The following is a 19,888-nucleotide window of genomic DNA, read 5'->3' on the forward strand; positions in this document are numbered from 1 at the left end:
ACTGGAAGCGAGTCCCGCAGTACTCGTCGTCCCTTATGAGGGGCGGAAGTACGGGAATCTTCCGGGAAGTGTCAGCGGGGCCCCAGCCAGGCACTCGGTGGGTGTCTTTCCCCCACAACCCCCTTCACCAGGGATTTTCCTTCGGGAAAGCTGCTGGAAGGGGCGCGACACGCCCGACCGCGTGGGTCGGAGGTGGAGCGGGGAGAGACGGTGTTCGGAAGAAGTTGAAGCCTCTTCTGGGCGCAGCCGGCCGAGTCCCAGAGCGTTACGAGAGACAGGACTACTGAGTAGCCATGGCGGGACAGAAGATCCGCATCCGGCTCAAGGCCTACGACCACGAGGTCATCGACTCCTCGGCGAAGAAGATCGTCGAGACGGTGACCCGCACTGGTGCGTCGGTCGCGGGCCCGGTGCCGCTGCCCACTGAGAAGAACGTGTACTGCGTCATCAAGTCGCCGCACAAGTACAAGGACTCGCGCGAGCACTTCGAGATGCGCACGCACAAGCGCCTCATCGACATCCTCGACCCCACGCCGAAGACGGTTGACTCGCTCATGCGTCTCGACCTGCCGGCGGGCGTCGACATCGAGATCAAGCTCTGAGGTGACGCGCGAGATGGCTAAGAACATTAAGGGCGTCCTGGGCGAGAAGCTCGGCATGACCCAGGTCTGGGACGAGAACAACCGGGTTGTCCCGGTGACCGTCGTCAAGGCCGGGCCCTGCGTCGTCACCCAGGTCCGCACCAACGACAGCGACGGCTACGAGTCGGTCCAGATCGCCTTCGGCGAGATCGACCCGCGCAAGGTGAACAAGCCCCTCAAGGGTCACTTCGCCAAGGCCGACGTCACCCCGCGCCGCCACCTGGTGGAGCTGCGTACCGCTGACGCCAGCGAGTACACGCTCGGCCAGGAGATCACCGCTGCCGTGTTCGAGTCGGGCGTCAAGGTCGACGTCACCGGCAAGAGCAAGGGCAAGGGCTTCGCCGGTGTCATGAAGCGTCACAACTTCCGTGGCCTCGGCGCCGGGCACGGCACCCAGCGCAAGCACCGCTCCCCCGGTTCCATCGGTGGCTGCGCCACCCCGGGCCGTGTGTTCAAGGGCCTCCGCATGGCGGGCCGCATGGGCAACGAGCGGGTCACCACCCAGAACCTGACCGTCCACGCCGTTGACGCGGAGAAGGGCCTGCTCCTGATCAAGGGCGCGGTTCCTGGTCCGAACGGCGGCCTCGTCCTGGTCCGTACCGCGGCCAAGGGGGCCTGAGGTAACCGATGAGCACCATTGACATCCTTTCGCCGGCAGGCGACAAGGCCGGGACCGTCGAGCTCCCCGCGGAGATCTTCGACGCGAAGGTCAGCGTTCCGCTGATCCACCAGGTCGTCGTCGCACAGCTGGCCGCTGCCCGTCAGGGCACGCACAAGACCAAGACCCGTGGCGAGGTCCGCGGCGGTGGCAAGAAGCCGTACCGCCAGAAGGGCACCGGTCGCGCCCGTCAGGGCTCGACCCGCGCGCCGCAGTTCGCCGGTGGTGGCGTCGTGCACGGTCCCGTGCCGCGTGACTACTCCCAGCGGACCCCGAAGAAGATGAAGGCCGCCGCCCTGCGCGGTGCCCTCTCGGACCGCGCGCGTCACTCCCGCATCCACGTCGTCTCCGACGTGGTCGAGGGTGCGGCGTCCACGAAGGCCGCCAAGAGCCTGTTCGGCAAGATCAGCGAGCGGAAGAACCTGCTCCTGGTCGTCGAGCGCTCCAACGAGGCCGCGTGGCTCTCCGCCCGCAACCTGCCCCAGGTTCACATCCTGGAGCCGGGCCAGCTGAACACGTACGACGTGCTCGTCTCCGACGACGTGGTCTTCACCCAGGCCGCCTTCGAGTCCTTCGTGTCTGGCCCCAAGGCCGTTGAGACCGAAGGGAGCGAGGCCTGATGACTGAGGCCGTCGTCACCAGCAAGACGTTCTCGGACCCGCGTGACCTCCTGGTCAAGCCGGTTGTCTCCGAGAAGAGCTACGCGCTGCTGGACGAGAACAAGTACACGTTCATCGTCGACCCGCGCGCCAACAAGACCCAGATCAAGCAGGCCGTCGAGGCGGTCTTCTCGGTCAAGGTCACCGGGGTCAACACGATCAACCGTCAGGGTAAGCGCAAGCGCACCAAGACCGGTTTCGGCAAGCGCGCCAACACCAAGCGCGCCATCGTGACCCTCGCCGAGGGCGACCGTATCGACATCTTCGGCGGCCCGGTCTCCTAACGGAGTCCGAGTCGTCCGGAATCGGACGAGGACTGAGAAATGGGTATCCGCAAGTACAAGCCGACGACCCCGGGCCGTCGTGGCTCCAGCGTCGCCGACTTTGTCGAGATCACGCGGTCCACGCCGGAGAAGTCGCTGGTCCGCCCGCTGCACAGCAAGGGCGGCCGTAACAACGCCGGTCGTGTGACCGTCCGCCACCAGGGCGGTGGCCACAAGCGCGCCTACCGTGTGATCGACTTCCGTCGTCACGACAAGGACGGCGTGCCGGCCAAGGTCGCTCACATTGAGTACGACCCGAACCGCACTGCGCGCATCGCGCTGCTGCACTACGCAGACGGCGAGAAGCGCTACATCATCGCCCCGGCCAAGCTGAGCCAGGGCGACCGGATTGAGAACGGCCCTGGCGCCGACATCAAGCCGGGCAACAACCTCCCGCTCCGCAACATCCCGGTCGGTACCACGATCCACGCGATCGAGCTCCGTCCCGGTGGTGGCGCCAAGTTCGCCCGCTCTGCCGGTTCCTCCGTGCAGCTGCTGGCGAAGGAGGGCCAGTACGCCCACCTGCGTATGCCGTCCGGCGAGGTCCGCCTGGTCGACGTCCGCTGCCGCGCCACGGTCGGCGAGGTCGGCAACGCCGAGCAGTCGAACATCAACTGGGGCAAGGCCGGCCGCATGCGCTGGAAGGGCGTTCGCCCGACCGTCCGCGGTGTCGCGATGAACCCGGTTGACCACCCGCACGGTGGTGGTGAGGGCAAGACCTCCGGTGGTCGCCACCCGGTCTCCCCGTGGGGTCAGAAGGAGGGTCGTACTCGTTCTCCCAAGAAGGCGAGCAACAAGTACATCGTCCGCCGCCGCAAGACGAACAAGAAGCGCTAGGAGCGGGTTTAGATGCCGCGTAGTCTCAAGAAGGGACCCTTCGTCGACGGACACCTCATCAAGAAGGTGGACGCTCAGAACGAGGCTGGTACCAAGAACGTCATCAAGACCTGGTCCCGTCGCTCCATGATCGTGCCGGCCATGCTCGGCCACACGCTCGCGGTGCACAACGGCAAGACGCACGTCCCGGTGTTCGTCACCGAGTCGATGGTCGGCCACAAGCTCGGCGAGTTCTCGCCGACCCGCACCTTCCGCGGCCACGTCAAGGACGACCGCAAGTCGAAGCGCCGCTAAGGCGGGGTGTGAACGACTATGACTGACACCGAAGGGACAACCATGGAAGCCAGGGCCCAGGCGCGGTACATCCGCGTCACGCCCATGAAGGCCCGCCGCGTGGTGGACCTCATCCGTGGCATGGACGCCACGGAGGCTCAGGCGGTCCTGCGTTTCGCCCCGCAGGCCGCGAGCGTGCCGGTGGGCAAGGTGCTGGACAGCGCCATTGCCAACGCCGCGCACAACTACGACCACACGGACGCTTCGTCGCTGTACATCAGCGAGGCGTTCGTGGACGAGGGCCCGACCCTGAAGCGGTTCCGTCCGCGTGCCCAGGGCCGTGCCTACCGGATCCGCAAGCGGACCAGCCACATCACCGTGGTCGTCAGCAGCAAGGAAGGAACCCGGTAATGGGCCAGAAGGTTAACCCGCACGGGTTCCGGCTCGGCATCACCACGGACTTCAAGTCCCGCTGGTACGCCGACAAGCTGTACAAGGACTACGTCAAGGAAGACGTTGCCATTCGTCGCATGATGACGAAGGGCATGGAGCGCGCCGGTATCTCGAAGGTTGAGATCGAGCGCACCCGCGACCGCGTCCGCGTTGACATCCACACCGCCCGCCCGGGCATCGTCATCGGCCGCCGCGGCGCCGAGGCCGACCGCATCCGTGGCGAGCTGGAGAAGCTGACCGGCAAGCAGGTCCAGCTGAACATCCTCGAGGTCAAGAACCCCGAGGTCGACGCTCAGCTGGTGGCCCAGGCCGTCGCCGAGCAGCTGTCCTCCCGCGTCTCCTTCCGTCGCGCCATGCGCAAGAGCATGCAGTCGACGATGAAGGCCGGCGCCAAGGGCATCAAGATCCAGTGCGGTGGCCGTCTCGGCGGCGCCGAGATGTCCCGCTCGGAGTTCTACCGCGAGGGCCGTGTGCCCCTGCACACGCTCCGCGCGAACGTCGACTACGGCTTCTTCGAGGCCAAGACCACCTTCGGCCGCATCGGCGTGAAGGTCTGGATCTACAAGGGCGACGTCAAGAACATCGCCGAGGTCCGCGCCGAGAACGCTGCCGCTCGTGCGGGCAACCGCCCGTCGCGCGGCGCCGGCGACCGTCCGGCCCGTGGTGGCCGTGGCGGCGAGCGTGGCGGCCGCGGCCGCAAGCCGCAGCAGAACGCCGCTGCCGAGGCCCCCAAGGCCGAGGCCGCTGCCGCTGCTCCGGCTGAGTCCACCGGAACGGAGGCCTGACCGACATGCTGATCCCTCGCAGGGTCAAGCACCGCAAGCAGCACCACCCCAAGCGGAACGGCATGGCCAAGGGTGGCACCGAGCTCGCGTTCGGTGAGTACGGCATCCAGGCCCTGACCCCGGCCTACGTGACGAACCGTCAGATCGAGTCCGCTCGTATCGCCATGACGCGTCACATCAAGCGTGGCGGCAAGGTGTGGATCAACATCTACCCGGACCGTCCGCTGACCAAGAAGCCGGCCGAGACCCGCATGGGTTCCGGTAAGGGTTCCCCGGAGTGGTGGATCGCGAACGTCAAGCCCGGTCGGGTGATGTTCGAGCTGTCTTTCCCGAACGAAAAGGTTGCTCGTGAGGCGCTGACCCGCGCCGCTCACAAGCTTCCGATGAAGTGCCGCATTGTTCGGCGCGAGGCAGGTGAGTCGTGATGGCCGCTGGTATCAAGGCGACCGAGCTGCGTGAGCTGAACGACGAGGACCTCGTCGCGAAGCTCCGTGAGGCCAAGGAAGAGCTGTTCAACCTCCGCTTCCAGGCGGCGACCGGGCAGCTTGAGAACCACGGTCGGCTCAAGTCCGTCCGTAAGGACATCGCCCGGATCTACACCCTGATGCGCGAGCGCGAGCTGGGCATCGAGACGGTGGAGAGCGCCTGATGAGCGAGAAGAATGTGACTGAGACGAACGAGCGCGGTTTCCGCAAGACCCGTGAGGGTCTCGTCGTCAGCGACAAGATGGACAAGACCGTCGTCGTCGCCGTCGAGGACCGTGTCAAGCACGCGCTGTACGGCAAGGTCATCCGCCGTACGAACAAGCTCAAGGCGCACGACGAGCAGAACGCTGCCGGTGTCGGCGACCGCGTCCTCCTGATGGAGACCCGGCCGCTGTCCGCCACCAAGCGCTGGCGCGTCGTCGAGATCCTCGAGAAGGCCAAGTAGGTAATTCCCGCAAGGGAATTCCAAATGCAATCTGTCCGAGGGGTTTCCCTCGGATAAGTTCCGCCAGGCTCGGCGGGGGCTCTTCGGAGCCCCCGCCGGGAACCGGCAGACGATCAGGAGATAGACGTGATCCAGCAGGAGTCGCGACTTCGGGTCGCCGACAACACTGGTGCCAAGGAGATCCTTTGCATCCGTGTTCTCGGTGGCTCGGGTCGCCGCTACGCGGGCATCGGTGACGTCATCGTCGCCACCGTCAAGGACGCGATCCCCGGTGGCAACGTGAAGAAGGGTGACGTCGTCAAGGCCGTCATCGTTCGCACCGTCAAGGAGCGCCGCCGTCCGGACGGCTCGTACATCCGTTTCGACGAGAACGCCGCTGTCGTTCTCAAGAACGACGGTGACCCCCGCGGCACCCGTATCTTCGGCCCCGTGGGCCGAGAGCTGCGCGAGAAGAAGTTCATGAAGATCGTCTCGCTCGCGCCGGAGGTGCTGTAACCGATGAAGATCAAGAAGGGCGACCTGGTCCAGGTCATCACCGGTAAGGACAAGGGCAAGCAGGGCAAGGTCATCCAGGCCTTCCCGGCTGAGGACCGTGTTCTCGTCGAGGGTGTCAACCGGGTCAAGAAGCACACCAAGGCCGGCCAGACCGCCCGCGGTTCCAAGACCGGTGGCATCGTCACGACCGAGGCCCCGATCCACGTGAGCAACGTTCAGCTCATCGTGGAGAAGGACGGCAAGAAGGTCGTCACCCGCGTCGGTTACCGCTTCGACGACAACGGCAACAAGATCCGCGTTGCCAAGCGCACCGGTGAGGACATCTGATGACTGCCACCACCAACGCGCCGCGTCTCAAGCTGCGCTACCGCGAAGAGATCGTCGGCAAGCTGCGTGAGGAGTTCTCGTACGAGAACGTCATGCAGGTTCCCGGCCTCACCAAGATCGTGGTCAACATGGGTGTGGGCGACGCCGCCCGCGACTCCAAGCTGATCGAGGGCGCCATCCGCGACCTCACCACGATCACGGGCCAGAAGCCCGCCGTCACCAAGGCTCGCAAGTCCATCGCGCAGTTCAAGCTGCGTGAGGGCCAGCCGATCGGCGCCCACGTCACCCTCCGTGGTGACCGCATGTGGGAGTTCCTGGACCGCACCCTGTCGCTCGCGCTGCCGCGCATCCGCGACTTCCGTGGTCTGTCCCCGAAGCAGTTCGACGGTCGGGGCAACTACACCTTCGGTCTCACGGAGCAGGTCATGTTCCACGAGATCGACCAGGACAAGATCGACCGCGTCCGGGGTATGGACATCACCGTGGTGACCACGGCGACCAACGACGACGAGGGCCGCGCCCTCCTTCGTCACCTCGGCTTCCCGTTCAAGGAGGCGTAAGCGAGATGGCGAAGAAGTCTCTTATTGCCAAGGCTGCTCGCAAGCCCAAGTTCGGTGTGCGCGCGTACACCCGCTGCCAGCGCTGCGGCCGCCCGCACTCCGTGTACCGCAAGTTCGGCCTCTGCCGCGTGTGCCTTCGTGAGATGGCTCACCGTGGCGAGCTGCCGGGCGTGACCAAGAGCTCCTGGTAACAACCCACTTGGGTTGACCAGGGCTCTCGGTAAGCATCAAGGACGGCGGTCGCCCGACCTGATCACCTCCGGCGAGCTTCGCGCTCGCGTAGAGTTGAAGGGTTGGGTGCCCGCCGCCCATGACCGTCTTACTACGCCGTAGGTCCCCGCGCCGCACCCGCCCCGACCCAGTTCGGGGAGAGGGATGGCGCACATAGGAAACCCCGGCGAGAGAGGCCGAAGGCCAAACATGACCATGACCGATCCGATCGCAGACATGCTGACCCGTCTGCGGAACGCGAACTCGGCTTACCACGACTCCGTGGCCATGCCCCACAGCAAGATCAAGGCGCACATCGCCGAGATCCTGCAGCAGGAGGGCTACATCGCCGGCTGGAAGGTCGAGGACGCCGAGGTTGGCAAGAGCCTCGTCATCGACCTGAAGTTCGGTCCGAACCGCGAGCGCTCCATCGCCGGGATCAAGCGGATCTCGAAGCCGGGCCTGCGGGTCTACGCAAAGTCCACCAACCTGCCGAAGGTCCTCGGCGGCCTGGGCGTGGCGATCATCTCCACGTCCCACGGTCTCCTGACCGGCCAGCAGGCCAGCAAGAAGGGCGTGGGTGGGGAAGTCCTCGCCTACGTCTGGTAACCAGGGAACGGAGGAATAGCCAATGTCGCGTATTGGACGGCTGCCCATCCAGGTTCCCGCTGGTGTGGACGTCACCATCGATGGCCGTACGGTGCACGTGAAGGGCCCCAAGGGTTCCCTCACGCACGCCGTTGCCGCGCCCATCGAGATCGCTAAGGCCGAGGACGGCACCCTTGTCGTCTCGCGTCCGAACGACGAGCGTCAGAACAAGGCCCTGCACGGCCTGTCCCGCACGCTGGTGGCGAACATGATCACCGGCGTGACCGCGGGCTACAGCAAGGCTCTCGAGATCAGTGGTGTCGGTTACCGCGTCCAGGCGAAGGGCTCCAACCTGGAGTTCTCCCTGGGCTACAGCCACCCGATCCTGATCGAGGCCCCCGAGGGCATCACCTTCAAGGTCGAGTCCCCCACCAAGCTCAGCGTCGAGGGCATCGACAAGCAGAAGGTCGGCGAGGTCGCCGCCAACATCCGCAAGCTTCGCAAGCCCGACCCCTACAAGGCCAAGGGCGTGAAGTATGCGGGTGAGGTCATCCGCCGCAAGGTCGGAAAGGCTGGTAAGTAAGCCATGGCATACGGTGTGAAGATCGCCAAGGGCGATGCTTACAAGCGCGCCGCCAAGCAGCGCCGCCACATCCGCATCCGCAAGAACATGTCGGGTACGGCCGAGCGCCCGCGTCTCGTCGTGACGCGCTCGAACCGCGGCATCACCGCTCAGGTCATCGACGACCTCAAGGGCCACACCCTTGCGTCGGCGTCGCACCTGGACGCGTCGATCCGCGGTGGCGAGGGCGACAAGAGCGCCCAGGCCAAGAAGGTCGGTGCCCTGGTGGCCGAGCGTGCCAAGGCCGCCGGCGTCGAGGCTGTCGTGTTCGACCGCGGTGGCAACCAGTACGCCGGGCGCATTGCCGCTCTGGCTGACGCCGCCCGCGAAGCCGGGCTGAAGTTCTAAGCCCCGGTTCCGGAGCTAGCGGACGTAACAGAGAGAGGTAAATCCAATGGCTGGACCCCAGCGCCGCGGAAGCGGTGCCGGTGGCGGCGAGCGGCGGGACCGGAAGGGTCGCGACGGTGGCGCTGCCGCCGAGAAGACCGCGTACGTTGAGCGCGTAGTCGCGATCAACCGCGTCGCCAAGGTTGTCAAGGGTGGTCGTCGCTTCAGCTTCACCGCGCTCGTCGTGGTGGGTGACGGTGACGGCACCGTGGGTGTCGGTTACGGCAAGGCCAAGGAAGTTCCGGCTGCCATCGCCAAGGGCGTGGAAGAGGCCAAGAAGAACTTCTTCAAGGTCCCCCGTATCCAGGGCACCATCCCGCACCCGATCCAGGGCGAGAAGGCCGCGGGCGTCGTCCTGCTCAAGCCTGCTTCCCCCGGTACCGGTGTTATCGCCGGTGGCCCGGTGCGTGCGGTGCTCGAGTGCGCCGGCGTCCACGACATCCTGTCGAAGTCGCTCGGTTCGTCGAACCCGATCAACATCGTGCACGCCACGGTGACGGCCCTCCAGGGACTCTCCCGTCCCGAGGAGATCGCCGCCCGTCGTGGCCTGCCGCTGGAGGACGTGGCTCCCGCCGCTCTGCTGCGGGCGCGTGCAGGGGTGGGTGCGTAATGGCTCGCCTCAAGGTCACGCAGGTCAAGTCCTACATCGGCAGCAAGCAGAACCACCGCGACACCCTTCGTTCGCTTGGTCTCAAGCGCATGAACGATGTGGTTGTCAAGGAGGACCGCCCCGAGATCCGCGGCATGGTGCAGACCGTCCGCCACCTCGTGACGGTCGAGGAGGTCGACTGACATGGCGGAGCAGAACCCGCTGAAGGTCCACAACCTCCGTCCCGCCCCGGGCGCCAAGACCGCCAAGACCCGTGTGGGTCGTGGTGAGGCGTCGAAGGGTAAGACGGCCGGTCGTGGTACCAAGGGCACGAAGGCCCGTTACCAGGTTCCGCAGCGCTTCGAGGGTGGGCAGATGCCCCTCCACATGCGCCTGCCGAAGCTCAAGGGCTTCAAGAACCCGTTCCGCACCGAGTTCCAGGTCGTGAACCTGGACAAGCTGGCCGCGCTCTACCCGCAGGGTGGCGAGGTCACGGTGGCCGACCTGGTCGCCAAGGGTGCGGTTCGCAAGAACCAGCTCGTCAAGGTCCTGGGCCAGGGCGAGATCTCCGTGGCGCTGCAGGTGACGGTCGACGCCGTCTCCGGCTCCGCCAAGGAGAAGATTGCCGCTGCCGGCGGCACCGTCACCGAGCTCGTCTGAGCTCGTTGAACTGACAACCGGGGATGTCCCAAAAGGGGCATCCCCGGTTGGTCGTTCCAAGGGGGGCACGGTCGCCGGTAAGGTGGCGTGCACTGTTAACCTCCGCGCGGCCTGTGCCCGCGCGGATTTTGACTGACAAGTATTCGTCGATCCTCAAGACCGTCACCTCTCGCGTGGCAACGTGAGAGGCGCAGGAGGCACCGTGCTCACCGCGTTCGCCCGGGCGTTCAAGACGCCCGACCTGCGCAAGAAGCTGCTGTTCACGCTGGGCATCATGGTGCTCTTCCGGCTGGGTGCTCATGTACCGGTGCCGGGAGTCGACTACCGCAATGTCCAGATGTGCATGGACCAGACCAAGAGCGGTCAGGGCCTCTTCGGCCTCGTGAACATGTTCAGTGGTGGCGCGCTGCTGCAGATCACGATCTTTGCGCTCGGGATCATGCCGTACATCACGGCGAGCATCATCCTGCAGCTCCTGACCGTCGTCATTCCGCGGCTGGAAGCCCTCAAGAAGGAGGGGCAGTCGGGTCAGGGAAAGATCACGCAGTACACGCGCTATCTGACCGTGGCTCTTGCGATCCTTCAGGGCACCGGCCTGGTCGCCACGGCCCGCAGCGGTGCCTTGTTCGGGGGCTGCACCGTCGGGAACCAGATCGTTCCCAACCAGTCGATCTTCACCACCGTCGTCATGGTCATCACCATGACCGCCGGCACCTCGCTGATCATGTGGCTCGGTGAGCTCATCACCGACCGCGGCATCGGCAACGGCATGTCGATCCTGATGTTCACCTCCATCGCCGCCGGCTTCCCGAGCGCCCTCTGGGCGATCAAGCTGCAGGGCACGCTGATGGGCGGCTGGCTGGAGTTCTCGCTGGTCATCCTCTGCGGCCTGGCCATGGTCGCGCTCGTCGTCTTCGTCGAGCAGGCCCAGCGCCGGATCCCCGTGCAGTACGCCAAGCGCATGATCGGCCGTCGTTCCTACGGCGGCACGTCCACCTACATCCCGCTCAAGGTGAACCAGGCGGGTGTGATTCCCGTCATCTTCGCCTCGTCGCTGCTCTACATTCCGGCGCTGCTCGTGCAGTTCACCGGATCGAAGGCGGACTGGGCGGAATGGATCCAGCGCAACCTGGTCAAGGGTGACCATCCCGTCTACATGGTCACCTACTTCCTGCTGATCGTTTTCTTCGCCTTCTTCTACGTCGCCATCTCCTTCAACCCCGAAGAAGTTGCCGACAACATGAAGAAGTATGGTGGGTTCATCCCGGGCATCCGGGCCGGTCGTCCCACCGCGGAGTACCTGAGCTACGTGCTGAACCGCATCACGTGGCCGGGCTCTCTCTACCTGGGCCTGATCGCCCTGGTGCCCACGGTGGCACTGGTCACACTCAACGCGAACCAGAACTTCCCGTTCGGGGGAACCAGCATCCTGATCATCGTGGGTGTCGGTCTGGAGACTGTGAAGCAGATCGAGAGCCAGCTTCAGCAGCGCAACTACGAAGGGTTCCTCCGCTGATGCGAATCGTCCTCGTCGGGCCGCCCGGCGCCGGCAAGGGTACGCAGGCCGCGTACCTCGCCAAGAACCTCGCGATCCCGCACATCTCGACGGGCGACCTCTTCCGGGCGAACATCAGCCAGGGCACGCCCCTGGGCCAGAAGGCCCAGGAGTACATGCGGGCCGGCCAGCTCGTGCCGGACGAGGTCACCATCGGGATGGCCAAGGACCGCATGCAGCAGGAGGACGCCGCGGACGGCTTCCTGCTGGACGGCTTCCCGCGGAACCTCGCCCAGGCCGAGGCGCTGGACGAGATCCTCAAGGCCGACGGCCTCAAGCTGGACGCCGTCCTGGACCTGGAGGTCCCGGAGGACGAGGTCGTCAAGCGGATCGCCGGTCGCCGGATGTGCCGCAAGGACAGCTCGCACATCTTCCACGAGATCTACAACCCGCCGGCCGCGAAGGGTGTCTGCGACACCTGCGGCGGCGAGCTGTACCAGCGTGAGGACGACAGCGAGGAGACCGTCCGCCGCCGGCTGGAGGTCTACCACAGCGAGACCGAGCCGATCATCGATTACTACAAGGCCCAGGGCCTCGTGGTGACGATCTCGGCGCTCGGCAAGGTCGCCGAGGTGACGGAGCGGGCGATGACCGCTCTGGACCGCGACGCCGCCTGAGCTTCTTCTGCTACGGCCGCGGGGCCCCTCGGGGCACCGCGGCCGTAGTGTTTGTTTGAGCACCGAGCTTGTTTGAGCAACCGGACGCAAGACGTAAGACGCAGGAAAGGCAACCCATGGTCGAGATCAAGACCGCCGAGCAGATCGCGAAGATGCGCGAGGCGGGGCTGGTCGTCGCCGCCATCCACGCGGCCACCCGGGAGGCGGCCGTGCCGGGTGCCACGACCAAGGACCTGGACCAGGTCGCCCGCAAGGTGATCGCCGAGCACGGTGCGAAGTCGAACTTCCTCGGGTACGGCGGCTTCCCCGCCACCATCTGCACCTCGGTGAACGAGGTCGTCGTCCACGGCATCCCGGACGAGAAGACGGTCCTCAAGGACGGCGACATCATCTCGATCGACGCCGGCGCGATCGTGGACGGCTGGCACGGCGACGCGGCCTTCACGGCCTTCGTGGGCACCGGTCACGCTCCGGAGCTGCTGGAGCTCTCCCGGGTGACCGAGGAGTCCATGTGGGCCGGCATCGCCGCCGTGAAGAACGGCAACCGCCTGGTGGACATCTCCAAGGCCATCGAGGGCTACATCCGCCGCCAGCCCCGCCCGGCCTCCGGCAAGTACGGGATCATCGAGGACTACGGCGGCCACGGCATCGGCTCCGAGATGCACATGGACCCGCACCTGCTGAACTACGTCTCCCGCAAGCGCGGCAAGGGCCCCAAGCTCGTCCCGGGCTTCTGCATCGCCATCGAGCCCATGGTGAGCCTCGGCACGGCCCGTACGCACGTCCTGGAGGACGACTGGACGGTCCTCACGGACGACATGTCCTGGTCCTCCCACTGGGAGCACTCCGTCGCCCTGACGGAGGAAGGACCGCTGGTCCTGACGGCGGTCGACGGCGGCAAGGCGAAGCTGGCGGAGTACGGGATCGCTGCCGCTCCGGATCCGCTGGCCTGAGCCCCGGGCCCTGGCCTCGGCCACCGATCCGCCGGACGGAGTCCGGCGCAGCCGGCCGAAGCTTGTGAGGCGCCCCGGCGCCGAGCCCGCGAGGGCGGCGTCGGGAGGAGCAGCCCGCTGGCTTGAGCGCCGCTTAAGGATCACTGCGGCGGGGCAGTCACCCCTGGATTAGTCTTTCGGGTTGCCCTGACGTAGACTGACGCGTCGGCTCTCGTGTATCCGCATGCCTTCGTACCGATGGCACGCACATACGAGAGTTGATCAAGGTAGCCGATTCGAAAGGCGAAGCGTGGCCAAGAAGCAAGGTGCCATCGAGATCGAGGGCACCGTGATCGAGTCTCTGCCGAACGCAATGTTCAAGGTGGAGCTCCAGAACGGTCACAAGGTCCTCGCGCACATCAGCGGCAAGATGCGGATGCACTACATCCGCATCCTTCCGGATGACCGGGTCGTCGTGGAGCTCTCTCCCTACGACCTGACGCGTGGCCGGATCGTCTACCGGTACAAGTAGATCTTGTCGACGCCCCGCGCTCGTGGGGTGGCGGCACTGACCCGGAGAACCTCACACCCATGAAGGTCAAGCCGAGCGTCAAGAAGATCTGCGACAAGTGCAAGGTGATCCGCCGCCACGGCCGGGTCATGGTCATCTGCGACAACCTGCGCCACAAGCAGCGCCAGGGCTGACGCAGAACCTGCACTCCGCAGTTTCTTCGCGCGACGCGAGCAAAAACGTACATACGCAGAGCCCGTCCAGCGATCGCTGGCGACACCTCCGGCGGGGGCCGGGGACCCGGGACGTACCTAGTACGGCGACCGGGAGCGGCTCTGTGTCAGACCCCCGAGAACATCTGGAGCCATTGAATGGCACGCGTTTCCGGTGTTGACATCCCGCGCGAAAAGCGTGTGGAGATCGCACTCACCTACGTCTTCGGTATCGGCCGTACCCAGTCGCAGACGATTCTCGCCGCGACCGGTGTGAACCCGAACACCCGCGTTCGTGACCTGGTCGAGGAGGACCTGGTCAAGATCCGCGAGTACGTGGACGCCAACCTCAAGACCGAGGGTGACCTCCGTCGCGAGATCCAGGCCGACATCCGCCGCAAGGTCGAGATCGGCTGCTACCAGGGTCTGCGTCACCGCCGTGGCCTGCCCGTGCACGGTCAGCGCACCAGCACGAACGCTCGTACCCGCAAGGGCCCGCGTCGCGCCATCGCCGGCAAGAAGAAGCCGGGCAAGAAGTAGTCCGCAGCGGACACTGCGGTTCTCCGGGGGGCGACTCCCGGGACCCCCGCATTCCAGCGGTCTTCGCTGTAGGACCGACCACCTCCCTCCATCAGGAGTAAGACATGCCCCCCAAGGGTCGTCAGGGCGCTGCCAAGAAGGTGCGCCGCAAGGAAAAGAAGAACGTCGCTCACGGCCACGCGCACATCAAGAGCACGTTCAACAACACCATCGTTTCGATCACCGACCCCACGGGCAACGTGATCTCCTGGGCCTCCGCCGGCCACGTCGGCTTCAAGGGCTCGCGCAAGTCCACCCCGTTCGCCGCGCAGATGGCCGCCGAGTCGGCCGCCCGCCGCGCGCAGGAGCACGGCATGCGCAAGGTTGACGTCTTCGTCAAGGGCCCGGGTTCCGGTCGTGAGACCGCCATCCGTTCGCTCCAGGCGACGGGTCTCGAGGTCGGCTCCATCCAGGACGTCACCCCGACCCCGCACAACGGCTGCCGCCCCCCGAAGCGCCGCCGCGTCTGACGCTCGGCTGCTGCCTTGAGAGTGTGGGCGGTACGGCTTCCCTTCACGGGGGCCGTGCCGCCCGTACCCTTGTAGTACCTCAGGACATCAAATAGTGGGTGTCCATGACTGAAGGATTCATCGCATGCTGATCGCTCAGCGCCCCTCGCTGACCGAAGAGGTCGTCGACGAGTTCCGCTCGCGGTTCGTGATCGAGCCGCTCGAGCCGGGCTTCGGCTACACCCTCGGCAACTCCCTGCGTCGTACGCTCCTCTCCTCGATCCCGGGTGCGGCGGTCACGTCCATCCGCATCGACGGTGTCCTGCACGAGTTCACCACCGTGCCGGGCGTCAAGGAGGACGTCACCGACCTCATCCTGAACATCAAGCAGCTGGTCGTCTCCTCGGAGCACGACGAGCCGGTCGTGATGTACCTGCGCAAGCAGGGTCCGGGTCTGGTCACCGCCGCCGACATCGCCCCGCCGGCCGGCGTCGAGGTGCACAACCCCGACCTGGTCCTGGCGACCCTGAACGCCAAGGGCAAGCTGGAGATGGAGCTGACCGTCGAGCGCGGTCGCGGCTACGTCTCCGCCGTCCAGAACAAGCAGGTGGGCCAGGAGATCGGCCGCATCCCGGTCGACTCCATCTACTCGCCGGTCCTCAAGGTCACCTACAAGGTCGAGGCGACCCGAGTCGAGCAGCGCACCGACTTCGACAAGCTGATCGTCGACGTCGAGACCAAGCAGGCCATGCGCCCGCGCGACGCCATGGCGTCCGCCGGTAAGACCCTGGTCGAGCTGTTCGGTCTGGCCCGCGAGCTCAACATCGACGCCGAGGGCATCGACATGGGCCCGTCCCCGACGGACGCCGCCCTGGCCGCCGACCTGGCGCTGCCGATCGAGGAGCTCGAGCTCACGGTCCGCTCGTACAACTGCCTCAAGCGCGAGGGCATCCACTCCGTGGGTGAGCTCGTCGCCCGCTCCGAGGCCGACCTGCTCGACATCCGCAACTTCGGTGCGAAGTCGATCGACGAGGTCAAGGCGAAGCTGGCCGGCATGGGCCTGGCCCTCAAGGACAGCCCGCCCGGATTCGACCCGACCGCCGCCGCCGACGCGTTCGGCGCGGACGACGACGCCGATGCCGGCTTCGTCGAGACCGAGCAGTACTAAGAGCCGTCCGGCAGGATTGTTCTTGGCTGCGGATCCGCTTCGGCTGGTCGCGCAGTTCCCCGCGCCCCTTCGGGGGCGCGGCCCTTCCGGGGCGCGCCCCCGGATCTCCGACGGGCGACCGCCCGCTCGGATACTGACCTCGGTACCTCATACGGCCGGGGCAGACACCTAGGAGAAACACCATGCCGCGTCCCACCAAGGGTGCCCGTCTGGGCGGCGGTGCCGCGCACGAGAAGCTGATGCTGGCGAACCTCGCCAAGTCGCTCTTCGAGCACGGCCGCATCACGACGACCGAGGCCAAGGCCCGCCGCCTGCGTCCGGTCGCCGAGCGCCTGATCACCAAGGCGAAGAAGGGCGACATCCACAACCGTCGCCAGGTGCTGCAGACGATCACGGACAAGGGCATCGTGCACGTGCTCTTCACCGAGATCGCTCCGCGCTTCGCCGAGCGTCCGGGTGGCTACACCCGTATCACCAAGATCGGCAACCGTCGTGGCGACAACGCCCCGATGGCTGTGATCGAGCTGGTCGAGGGTGAGATCGCCAAGAAGGCGACCGTCGCCGAGGCCGAGGCCGCCACCAAGCGTGCGGTCAAGGAGTCCGAGGCTGCTGCCGAGGCTCCGGCCGAGGAGTCGAAGGACGCCTGACGCGTCTGACGTGTCAGGACGGGCCCGCCCCTTTCCGGGGGCGGGCCCGTCCCGCATTTCTGAGAGGAACCTCCGGTGAGTGACGAGGTGGAGCCCGGTTTCGTCCGGGTGCGGCTGGACCTGTCGTACGACGGCAAGGACTTCTCCGGCTGGGCCAAGCAGCGCGAGGGCCAGCGCACGGTGCAGGGTGAGCTGGAGGACGCGATCCGGACCGTGACGCGGTCCAAGCAGACGTACGAGCTGACGGTCGCGGGCCGTACCGACGCCGGGGTGCACGCGCGGGGCCAGGTCGCGCACGTCGATCTGCCGGCCGAGGTGTGGGCCGAGCACGAGGAGAAGCTGCTGCGGCGGCTCGCCGGCCGGCTGCCCCACGACGTACGGGTGTGGAAGATCGCCGAGGCGCCGTCCGGGTTCAACGCGCGCTTCTCCGCGATCTGGCGGCGCTACGCCTACCGGGTGACCGACCACCACGGCGGTGTCGACCCGCTGCTGCGGGGCCATGTGCTGTGGCACGACTGGCCGTTGGACGTGGCGGCCATGAACGCGGCGTCGCAGCCGCTGCTCGGCGAGCACGACTTCGCCGCGTACTGCAAGCGGCGCGAGGGCGCGACGACCATCCGTACGCTGCAGCAGCTGAGCTGGGAGCGGGACGCGTCCGGCGTCATCACGGCGACCGTGCGGGCGGATGCGTTCTGCCACAACATGGTGCGCTCGCTGGTGGGCGCGCTGCTGTTCGTCGGGGACGGGCACCGGCCGGTGGAGTGGCCGGGGAAGGTGCTGGCCGCGGGCGTGCGGGATTCCGCCGTGCATGTGGTGCGTCCGCACGGGTTGACCTTGGAGGAGGTCGGGTACCCCGCTGACTCCGAGCTTGCCGCGCGGAACCTGGCGGCGCGTAACAAGAGGTCGCTGCCCGGCGCGGGTTGCTGCTGAAGCACATGAAGGGGCCCGGCTGAAGCCGGGCCCCTTCACCATGTGCGGGAGTTACCCGGGGCAGCTGACCGCCAGGTCGCTGTTGACCGTGAAGTACGGCTTGATGCCGTCGATCTTCGGGTACAGGTCCGTCTTGTTGCGGTCCACGATGTCGCCGATGAGGCGGGCCACCTTGACCGGCTCGCCGTCCGGGGTCAGGCGCAGGGTCAGGTCCCAGATGGTGTTCTCCTCGCCGGTGCCGCGGGCGTGCCGCAGGTCGGCGTAGGGGACGGTCACGCGGTAGGTCGTGCTGTCGATGACGGTGACGTCGGCGGTGACCCGGTCCGCGGTGTCCACGCGCGGGGTGGCGACGAGGACCGGCGTGGTGCCGTCGGTGAAGGCGGCGCCGTGGAGGGTGCCTTCGACGGTGAGGGCCGTCTCGTCCTGGCGGACGGTGCGGGCCTCGGCGTGGACGGGGCGGTTCCAGGCGCGCAGGGCGAGGAAGCCGTCGACGGTCGGGTAGGGCACCCACCAGGTGAAGGGGGCGCCGGGCAGCGGCTCCAGCTCGACGAGGCCGCGGCCTTCGGCGAGGTGGGAGACGACGCGGCGGCGGGCGCCGTCGTCGCCGCGGACGACGTGCAGGTCCCAGCGGCCCTCGCCCAGGCGCAGCTGCGTGCGGTCGAGGACGGCGGTGTAGGGGGCCTGGGGGCCGGCCGGGGCCTTGAGGGGCACGCTGACGGGCTTGCCCTCCTTGCGGCGGGTGACCGTGAGGGAGAGCTTCTCGCCGGAGAGGCCCTTGCGGTCGACCGAGACGAGGATGTTGCCGTCGGCGTCGATGCGGCAGGAGGCGGTGCAGCGCAGCGGCTTGCGGACGATCTCCTTGAGCGCCGCCTTGACCGGCGGGGTGGCCGGCTTGGCGACGCCGCGGCGCAGCGGGCGCAGCAGCTTGCCGGCGGTGCGGCGCAGCACCTTGGAGAGCGGGACGGGCGCGGGCTTGCGCTCGGCGGTGCCGGTGGCCGCGGGGGCCGCCGCCGGGGCGGAACCGTCGCGCGCGCCGCCGAGGCTCTCGATGAGCTCCTCGTAGCGGCGGGCGATGGCGTCGGGGTGGTAGCGCTCGGCGGAGACGAGGGCGTTCTTGCCCATGGTCTTCCGCAGCTCGTCGTCCTCGATGAGCTTGAGGAGGCCCTTGGCGATGGCGTCGCTGTCGAGGTTGGTGACGAGGAGGCCGTCGTGGCCGTCCTTGATGATCTCGCCGGGGCCGTGCGGGCAGTCCGTGGCGACGACGGGGACGCCGCAGTTCATGGCCTCCACGATCGTCATGCCGAAGGACTCCTCGCGGGAGGTCACGGCGGCGATGGAGCCCTTGGCCCACTCGGTCTCGATGGGGGAGTGGGCGCCCATGAGGGTGATGTGCTCGGTGAGGCCGAGCTGGTCGATCTGCTCGCGCAGCTTCGGCTGCTGGGGGCCGCGGCCGTAGATGCGCAGCTTCCAGTCGGGGCGGGCGGCGGCGACGGTGGCCCAGGCCTTGACGAGGAGGTCGTAGCGCTTGACGGGGATGAGGCGGCCGGCGGCGACGACGAGCTTGGCGGTGCCGTCGGAGGGCTCGACCTCGGAGGCGGGGACGCCGTTGGGCAGCGCGATCAGCTTCGTCCTGATGCCGGGGAAGTGCTCGCGGTGGGTCGCGGCGTCGGCGTCGGAGACGGCGGTGTGGGCGTCCAGGTGCGGGATGGCGCGGTCCTGGGCGGCGCGGATGTTCGGCTCGTGGGTGCCGTAGATCCGGTGCTCCTGGCCGATGCGCAGGTAGCGGTCCTGCCCGAACTCGGCCAGGTACATGACCAGGCCGGGGCGGGTGGCGATGACGACGTCGGCGTCGGTGCGGGCGAGGTGCTCGGCGACGCGCTTGTCGGTCAGGGCGCTGAAGTGGGCGCCCTTGGCCTCGACGGGCGGGATGTGGGCGCTGTCCTGCTCCAGCAGGGGGTTGTCCCGGTCGGCGCCGGTGTCGGCGCGGGTGTCGATGAGGTGGACCAGCTTCACCTTGCGGTGCAGGGGGAGCTTGGGCGTGCCGCCGGTCCGGTGGATCGACACGATCTCCACGTCGTGCCGCGCGGCGAGCGCGCCGGCGACGTTGAAGGTGGAGCGGATCGTGCCGCCGATGCCGTAGGCGTTCTGCAAAAGGAAAGAGATCTTCATGGCGGTGTGTGCGCGGCGTTACGGGCGGCGCGTCCGTCCTTCCCCCTGGCCTGGGTGTGGGTCTCCCCTGTCGGCCGGACGCCTCGCCGGCCCGGTCCGATCCGTCGGTTAAGACCGTTGGG

General features: G+C 67.2%; 32 protein-coding genes. 31 read left to right on the forward strand and 1 reads right to left on the reverse strand.

Annotated elements, in window-relative coordinates; translation table 11 throughout:
* The first annotated feature begins 293 nt into the window (after positions 1-293).
* The 31 genes from rpsJ to truA all read left to right on the forward strand — a co-directional run bounded on the left by rpsJ (position 294) and on the right by truA (position 17,597).
* Positions 294-602 carry a 30S ribosomal protein S10 gene (gene rpsJ, locus ACFZCD_RS28310; protein ID WP_003948644.1) on the forward strand — a complete coding sequence of 103 codons (309 nt, stop codon included), beginning with the start codon at positions 294-296 and terminating at the stop codon, positions 600-602.
* A 13-nt stretch (positions 603-615) separates the two neighbouring features.
* Positions 616-1,260 carry a 50S ribosomal protein L3 gene (gene rplC / locus ACFZCD_RS28315; protein ID WP_030368416.1) on the forward strand — a complete coding sequence of 215 codons (645 nt, stop codon included), beginning with the start codon at positions 616-618 and terminating at the stop codon, positions 1,258-1,260.
* Between the two features lie 8 nt (positions 1,261-1,268).
* The gene (rplD, locus tag ACFZCD_RS28320) at positions 1,269-1,919 is read left to right on the forward strand and encodes a 50S ribosomal protein L4 (RefSeq protein ID WP_058046828.1); all 651 of its coding nucleotides are present in this window, start codon (positions 1,269-1,271) and stop codon (positions 1,917-1,919) included.
* A complete protein-coding gene (rplW, locus tag ACFZCD_RS28325) occupies positions 1,919-2,242 on the forward strand; it encodes a 50S ribosomal protein L23 (protein WP_058046827.1) in 324 nt (107 codons plus the stop codon). Before rplD ends, rplW begins: the two co-directional genes overlap by 1 nt.
* Positions 2,243-2,281: 39 nt before the next feature.
* Positions 2,282-3,118, forward strand: coding sequence for a 50S ribosomal protein L2 (rplB, locus tag ACFZCD_RS28330; RefSeq protein WP_058046826.1), 837 nt, complete (start codon positions 2,282-2,284; stop codon positions 3,116-3,118).
* A gap of 12 nt (positions 3,119-3,130) precedes the next feature.
* Entirely contained in the window at positions 3,131-3,412 is a 282-nt protein-coding gene (gene rpsS / locus ACFZCD_RS28335; protein ID WP_004950443.1) for a 30S ribosomal protein S19, read from the forward strand.
* Between the two features lie 42 nt (positions 3,413-3,454).
* Positions 3,455-3,802, forward strand: a complete 348-nt coding sequence (gene rplV / locus ACFZCD_RS28340; RefSeq protein ID WP_031012097.1) for a 50S ribosomal protein L22 — start codon at positions 3,455-3,457, stop codon at positions 3,800-3,802.
* The gene (gene rpsC / locus ACFZCD_RS28345) at positions 3,802-4,629 is read left to right on the forward strand and encodes a 30S ribosomal protein S3 (RefSeq protein WP_199892309.1); all 828 of its coding nucleotides are present in this window, start codon (positions 3,802-3,804) and stop codon (positions 4,627-4,629) included. The genes rplV and rpsC overlap by 1 nt, the downstream gene beginning before the upstream one ends.
* A gap of 5 nt (positions 4,630-4,634) precedes the next feature.
* A complete protein-coding gene (gene rplP / locus ACFZCD_RS28350) occupies positions 4,635-5,054 on the forward strand; it encodes a 50S ribosomal protein L16 (RefSeq protein ID WP_106677952.1) in 420 nt (139 codons plus the stop codon).
* Positions 5,054-5,278, forward strand: a complete 225-nt coding sequence (gene rpmC / locus ACFZCD_RS28355; RefSeq protein ID WP_030368408.1) for a 50S ribosomal protein L29 — start codon at positions 5,054-5,056, stop codon at positions 5,276-5,278. Before rplP ends, rpmC begins: the two co-directional genes overlap by 1 nt.
* The gene (gene rpsQ, locus ACFZCD_RS28360) at positions 5,278-5,559 is read left to right on the forward strand and encodes a 30S ribosomal protein S17 (RefSeq protein WP_019888756.1); all 282 of its coding nucleotides are present in this window, start codon (positions 5,278-5,280) and stop codon (positions 5,557-5,559) included. The genes rpmC and rpsQ overlap by 1 nt, the downstream gene beginning before the upstream one ends.
* Positions 5,560-5,685: 126 nt before the next feature.
* A complete protein-coding gene (gene rplN / locus ACFZCD_RS28365) occupies positions 5,686-6,054 on the forward strand; it encodes a 50S ribosomal protein L14 (RefSeq protein WP_099199421.1) in 369 nt (122 codons plus the stop codon).
* A gap of 3 nt (positions 6,055-6,057) precedes the next feature.
* Positions 6,058-6,381: a 50S ribosomal protein L24 gene (gene rplX / locus ACFZCD_RS28370; RefSeq protein WP_058046823.1), complete on the forward strand. Its 324-nt coding sequence runs from the start codon at positions 6,058-6,060 to the stop codon at positions 6,379-6,381.
* Positions 6,381-6,941 (forward strand): 50S ribosomal protein L5, encoded by a 561-nt coding sequence (rplE, locus tag ACFZCD_RS28375; protein WP_030368404.1) that lies wholly within the window; start codon positions 6,381-6,383, stop codon positions 6,939-6,941. The genes rplX and rplE overlap by 1 nt, the downstream gene beginning before the upstream one ends.
* Positions 6,942-6,946: 5 nt before the next feature.
* A complete protein-coding gene (locus tag ACFZCD_RS28380; RefSeq protein WP_030368403.1) occupies positions 6,947-7,132 on the forward strand; it encodes a type Z 30S ribosomal protein S14 in 186 nt (61 codons plus the stop codon).
* 229 nt (positions 7,133-7,361) lie between these two features.
* Complete coding sequence (rpsH, locus tag ACFZCD_RS28385; RefSeq protein ID WP_058046822.1) at positions 7,362-7,760, forward strand: 30S ribosomal protein S8; 399 nt, start codon at positions 7,362-7,364, stop codon at positions 7,758-7,760.
* A gap of 22 nt (positions 7,761-7,782) precedes the next feature.
* Positions 7,783-8,322 (forward strand): 50S ribosomal protein L6, encoded by a 540-nt coding sequence (gene rplF, locus ACFZCD_RS28390; RefSeq protein ID WP_030368401.1) that lies wholly within the window; start codon positions 7,783-7,785, stop codon positions 8,320-8,322.
* 3 nt (positions 8,323-8,325) lie between these two features.
* Positions 8,326-8,709: a 50S ribosomal protein L18 gene (rplR, locus tag ACFZCD_RS28395; RefSeq protein ID WP_179081375.1), complete on the forward strand. Its 384-nt coding sequence runs from the start codon at positions 8,326-8,328 to the stop codon at positions 8,707-8,709.
* Between the two features lie 46 nt (positions 8,710-8,755).
* Positions 8,756-9,358, forward strand: a complete 603-nt coding sequence (gene rpsE, locus ACFZCD_RS28400; RefSeq protein WP_106677957.1) for a 30S ribosomal protein S5 — start codon at positions 8,756-8,758, stop codon at positions 9,356-9,358.
* Positions 9,358-9,540, forward strand: a complete 183-nt coding sequence (gene rpmD, locus ACFZCD_RS28405) for a 50S ribosomal protein L30 (protein ID WP_030368398.1) — start codon at positions 9,358-9,360, stop codon at positions 9,538-9,540. The genes rpsE and rpmD overlap by 1 nt, the downstream gene beginning before the upstream one ends.
* Position 9,541: 1 nt before the next feature.
* Complete coding sequence (gene rplO, locus ACFZCD_RS28410) at positions 9,542-9,997, forward strand: 50S ribosomal protein L15 (protein ID WP_030368397.1); 456 nt, start codon at positions 9,542-9,544, stop codon at positions 9,995-9,997.
* 202 nt (positions 9,998-10,199) lie between these two features.
* Positions 10,200-11,513 (forward strand): preprotein translocase subunit SecY, encoded by a 1,314-nt coding sequence (secY, locus tag ACFZCD_RS28415; RefSeq protein WP_391835708.1) that lies wholly within the window; start codon positions 10,200-10,202, stop codon positions 11,511-11,513.
* Positions 11,513-12,169 (forward strand): adenylate kinase, encoded by a 657-nt coding sequence (locus ACFZCD_RS28420; RefSeq protein WP_391835710.1) that lies wholly within the window; start codon positions 11,513-11,515, stop codon positions 12,167-12,169. Before secY ends, ACFZCD_RS28420 begins: the two co-directional genes overlap by 1 nt.
* Positions 12,170-12,285: 116 nt before the next feature.
* Entirely contained in the window at positions 12,286-13,122 is an 837-nt protein-coding gene (gene map / locus ACFZCD_RS28425; RefSeq protein WP_391835712.1) for a type I methionyl aminopeptidase, read from the forward strand.
* Positions 13,123-13,411: 289 nt separating this feature from the next.
* Complete coding sequence (gene infA, locus ACFZCD_RS28430; RefSeq protein WP_003956442.1) at positions 13,412-13,633, forward strand: translation initiation factor IF-1; 222 nt, start codon at positions 13,412-13,414, stop codon at positions 13,631-13,633.
* 59 nt (positions 13,634-13,692) lie between these two features.
* Entirely contained in the window at positions 13,693-13,806 is a 114-nt protein-coding gene (gene rpmJ, locus ACFZCD_RS28435; RefSeq protein WP_003956441.1) for a 50S ribosomal protein L36, read from the forward strand.
* A gap of 177 nt (positions 13,807-13,983) precedes the next feature.
* Positions 13,984-14,364, forward strand: coding sequence for a 30S ribosomal protein S13 (gene rpsM / locus ACFZCD_RS28440; protein ID WP_106677964.1), 381 nt, complete (start codon positions 13,984-13,986; stop codon positions 14,362-14,364).
* Positions 14,365-14,468: 104 nt separating this feature from the next.
* Positions 14,469-14,873 carry a 30S ribosomal protein S11 gene (rpsK, locus tag ACFZCD_RS28445; RefSeq protein WP_003948617.1) on the forward strand — a complete coding sequence of 135 codons (405 nt, stop codon included), beginning with the start codon at positions 14,469-14,471 and terminating at the stop codon, positions 14,871-14,873.
* A gap of 124 nt (positions 14,874-14,997) precedes the next feature.
* Positions 14,998-16,020 carry a DNA-directed RNA polymerase subunit alpha gene (locus ACFZCD_RS28450; protein WP_004946635.1) on the forward strand — a complete coding sequence of 341 codons (1,023 nt, stop codon included), beginning with the start codon at positions 14,998-15,000 and terminating at the stop codon, positions 16,018-16,020.
* A 182-nt stretch (positions 16,021-16,202) separates the two neighbouring features.
* The gene (gene rplQ, locus ACFZCD_RS28455) at positions 16,203-16,667 is read left to right on the forward strand and encodes a 50S ribosomal protein L17 (protein WP_030368392.1); all 465 of its coding nucleotides are present in this window, start codon (positions 16,203-16,205) and stop codon (positions 16,665-16,667) included.
* Between the two features lie 75 nt (positions 16,668-16,742).
* The gene (gene truA, locus ACFZCD_RS28460) at positions 16,743-17,597 is read left to right on the forward strand and encodes a tRNA pseudouridine(38-40) synthase TruA (RefSeq protein ID WP_391835715.1); all 855 of its coding nucleotides are present in this window, start codon (positions 16,743-16,745) and stop codon (positions 17,595-17,597) included.
* A gap of 51 nt (positions 17,598-17,648) precedes the next feature.
* Here truA and ACFZCD_RS28465 read toward each other — a convergent pair whose 3' ends face one another.
* Complete coding sequence (locus tag ACFZCD_RS28465) at positions 17,649-19,766, reverse strand: glycosyltransferase family 4 protein (RefSeq protein WP_391835717.1); 2,118 nt, start codon at positions 19,764-19,766, stop codon at positions 17,649-17,651.
* Positions 19,767-19,888: the final 122 nt, after the last annotated feature.

Origin of the sequence: Streptomyces sp. NPDC008001, assembly GCF_042958085.1 — a bacterium.
In the GTDB taxonomy this organism is placed as follows: domain Bacteria; phylum Actinomycetota; class Actinomycetes; order Streptomycetales; family Streptomycetaceae; genus Streptomyces.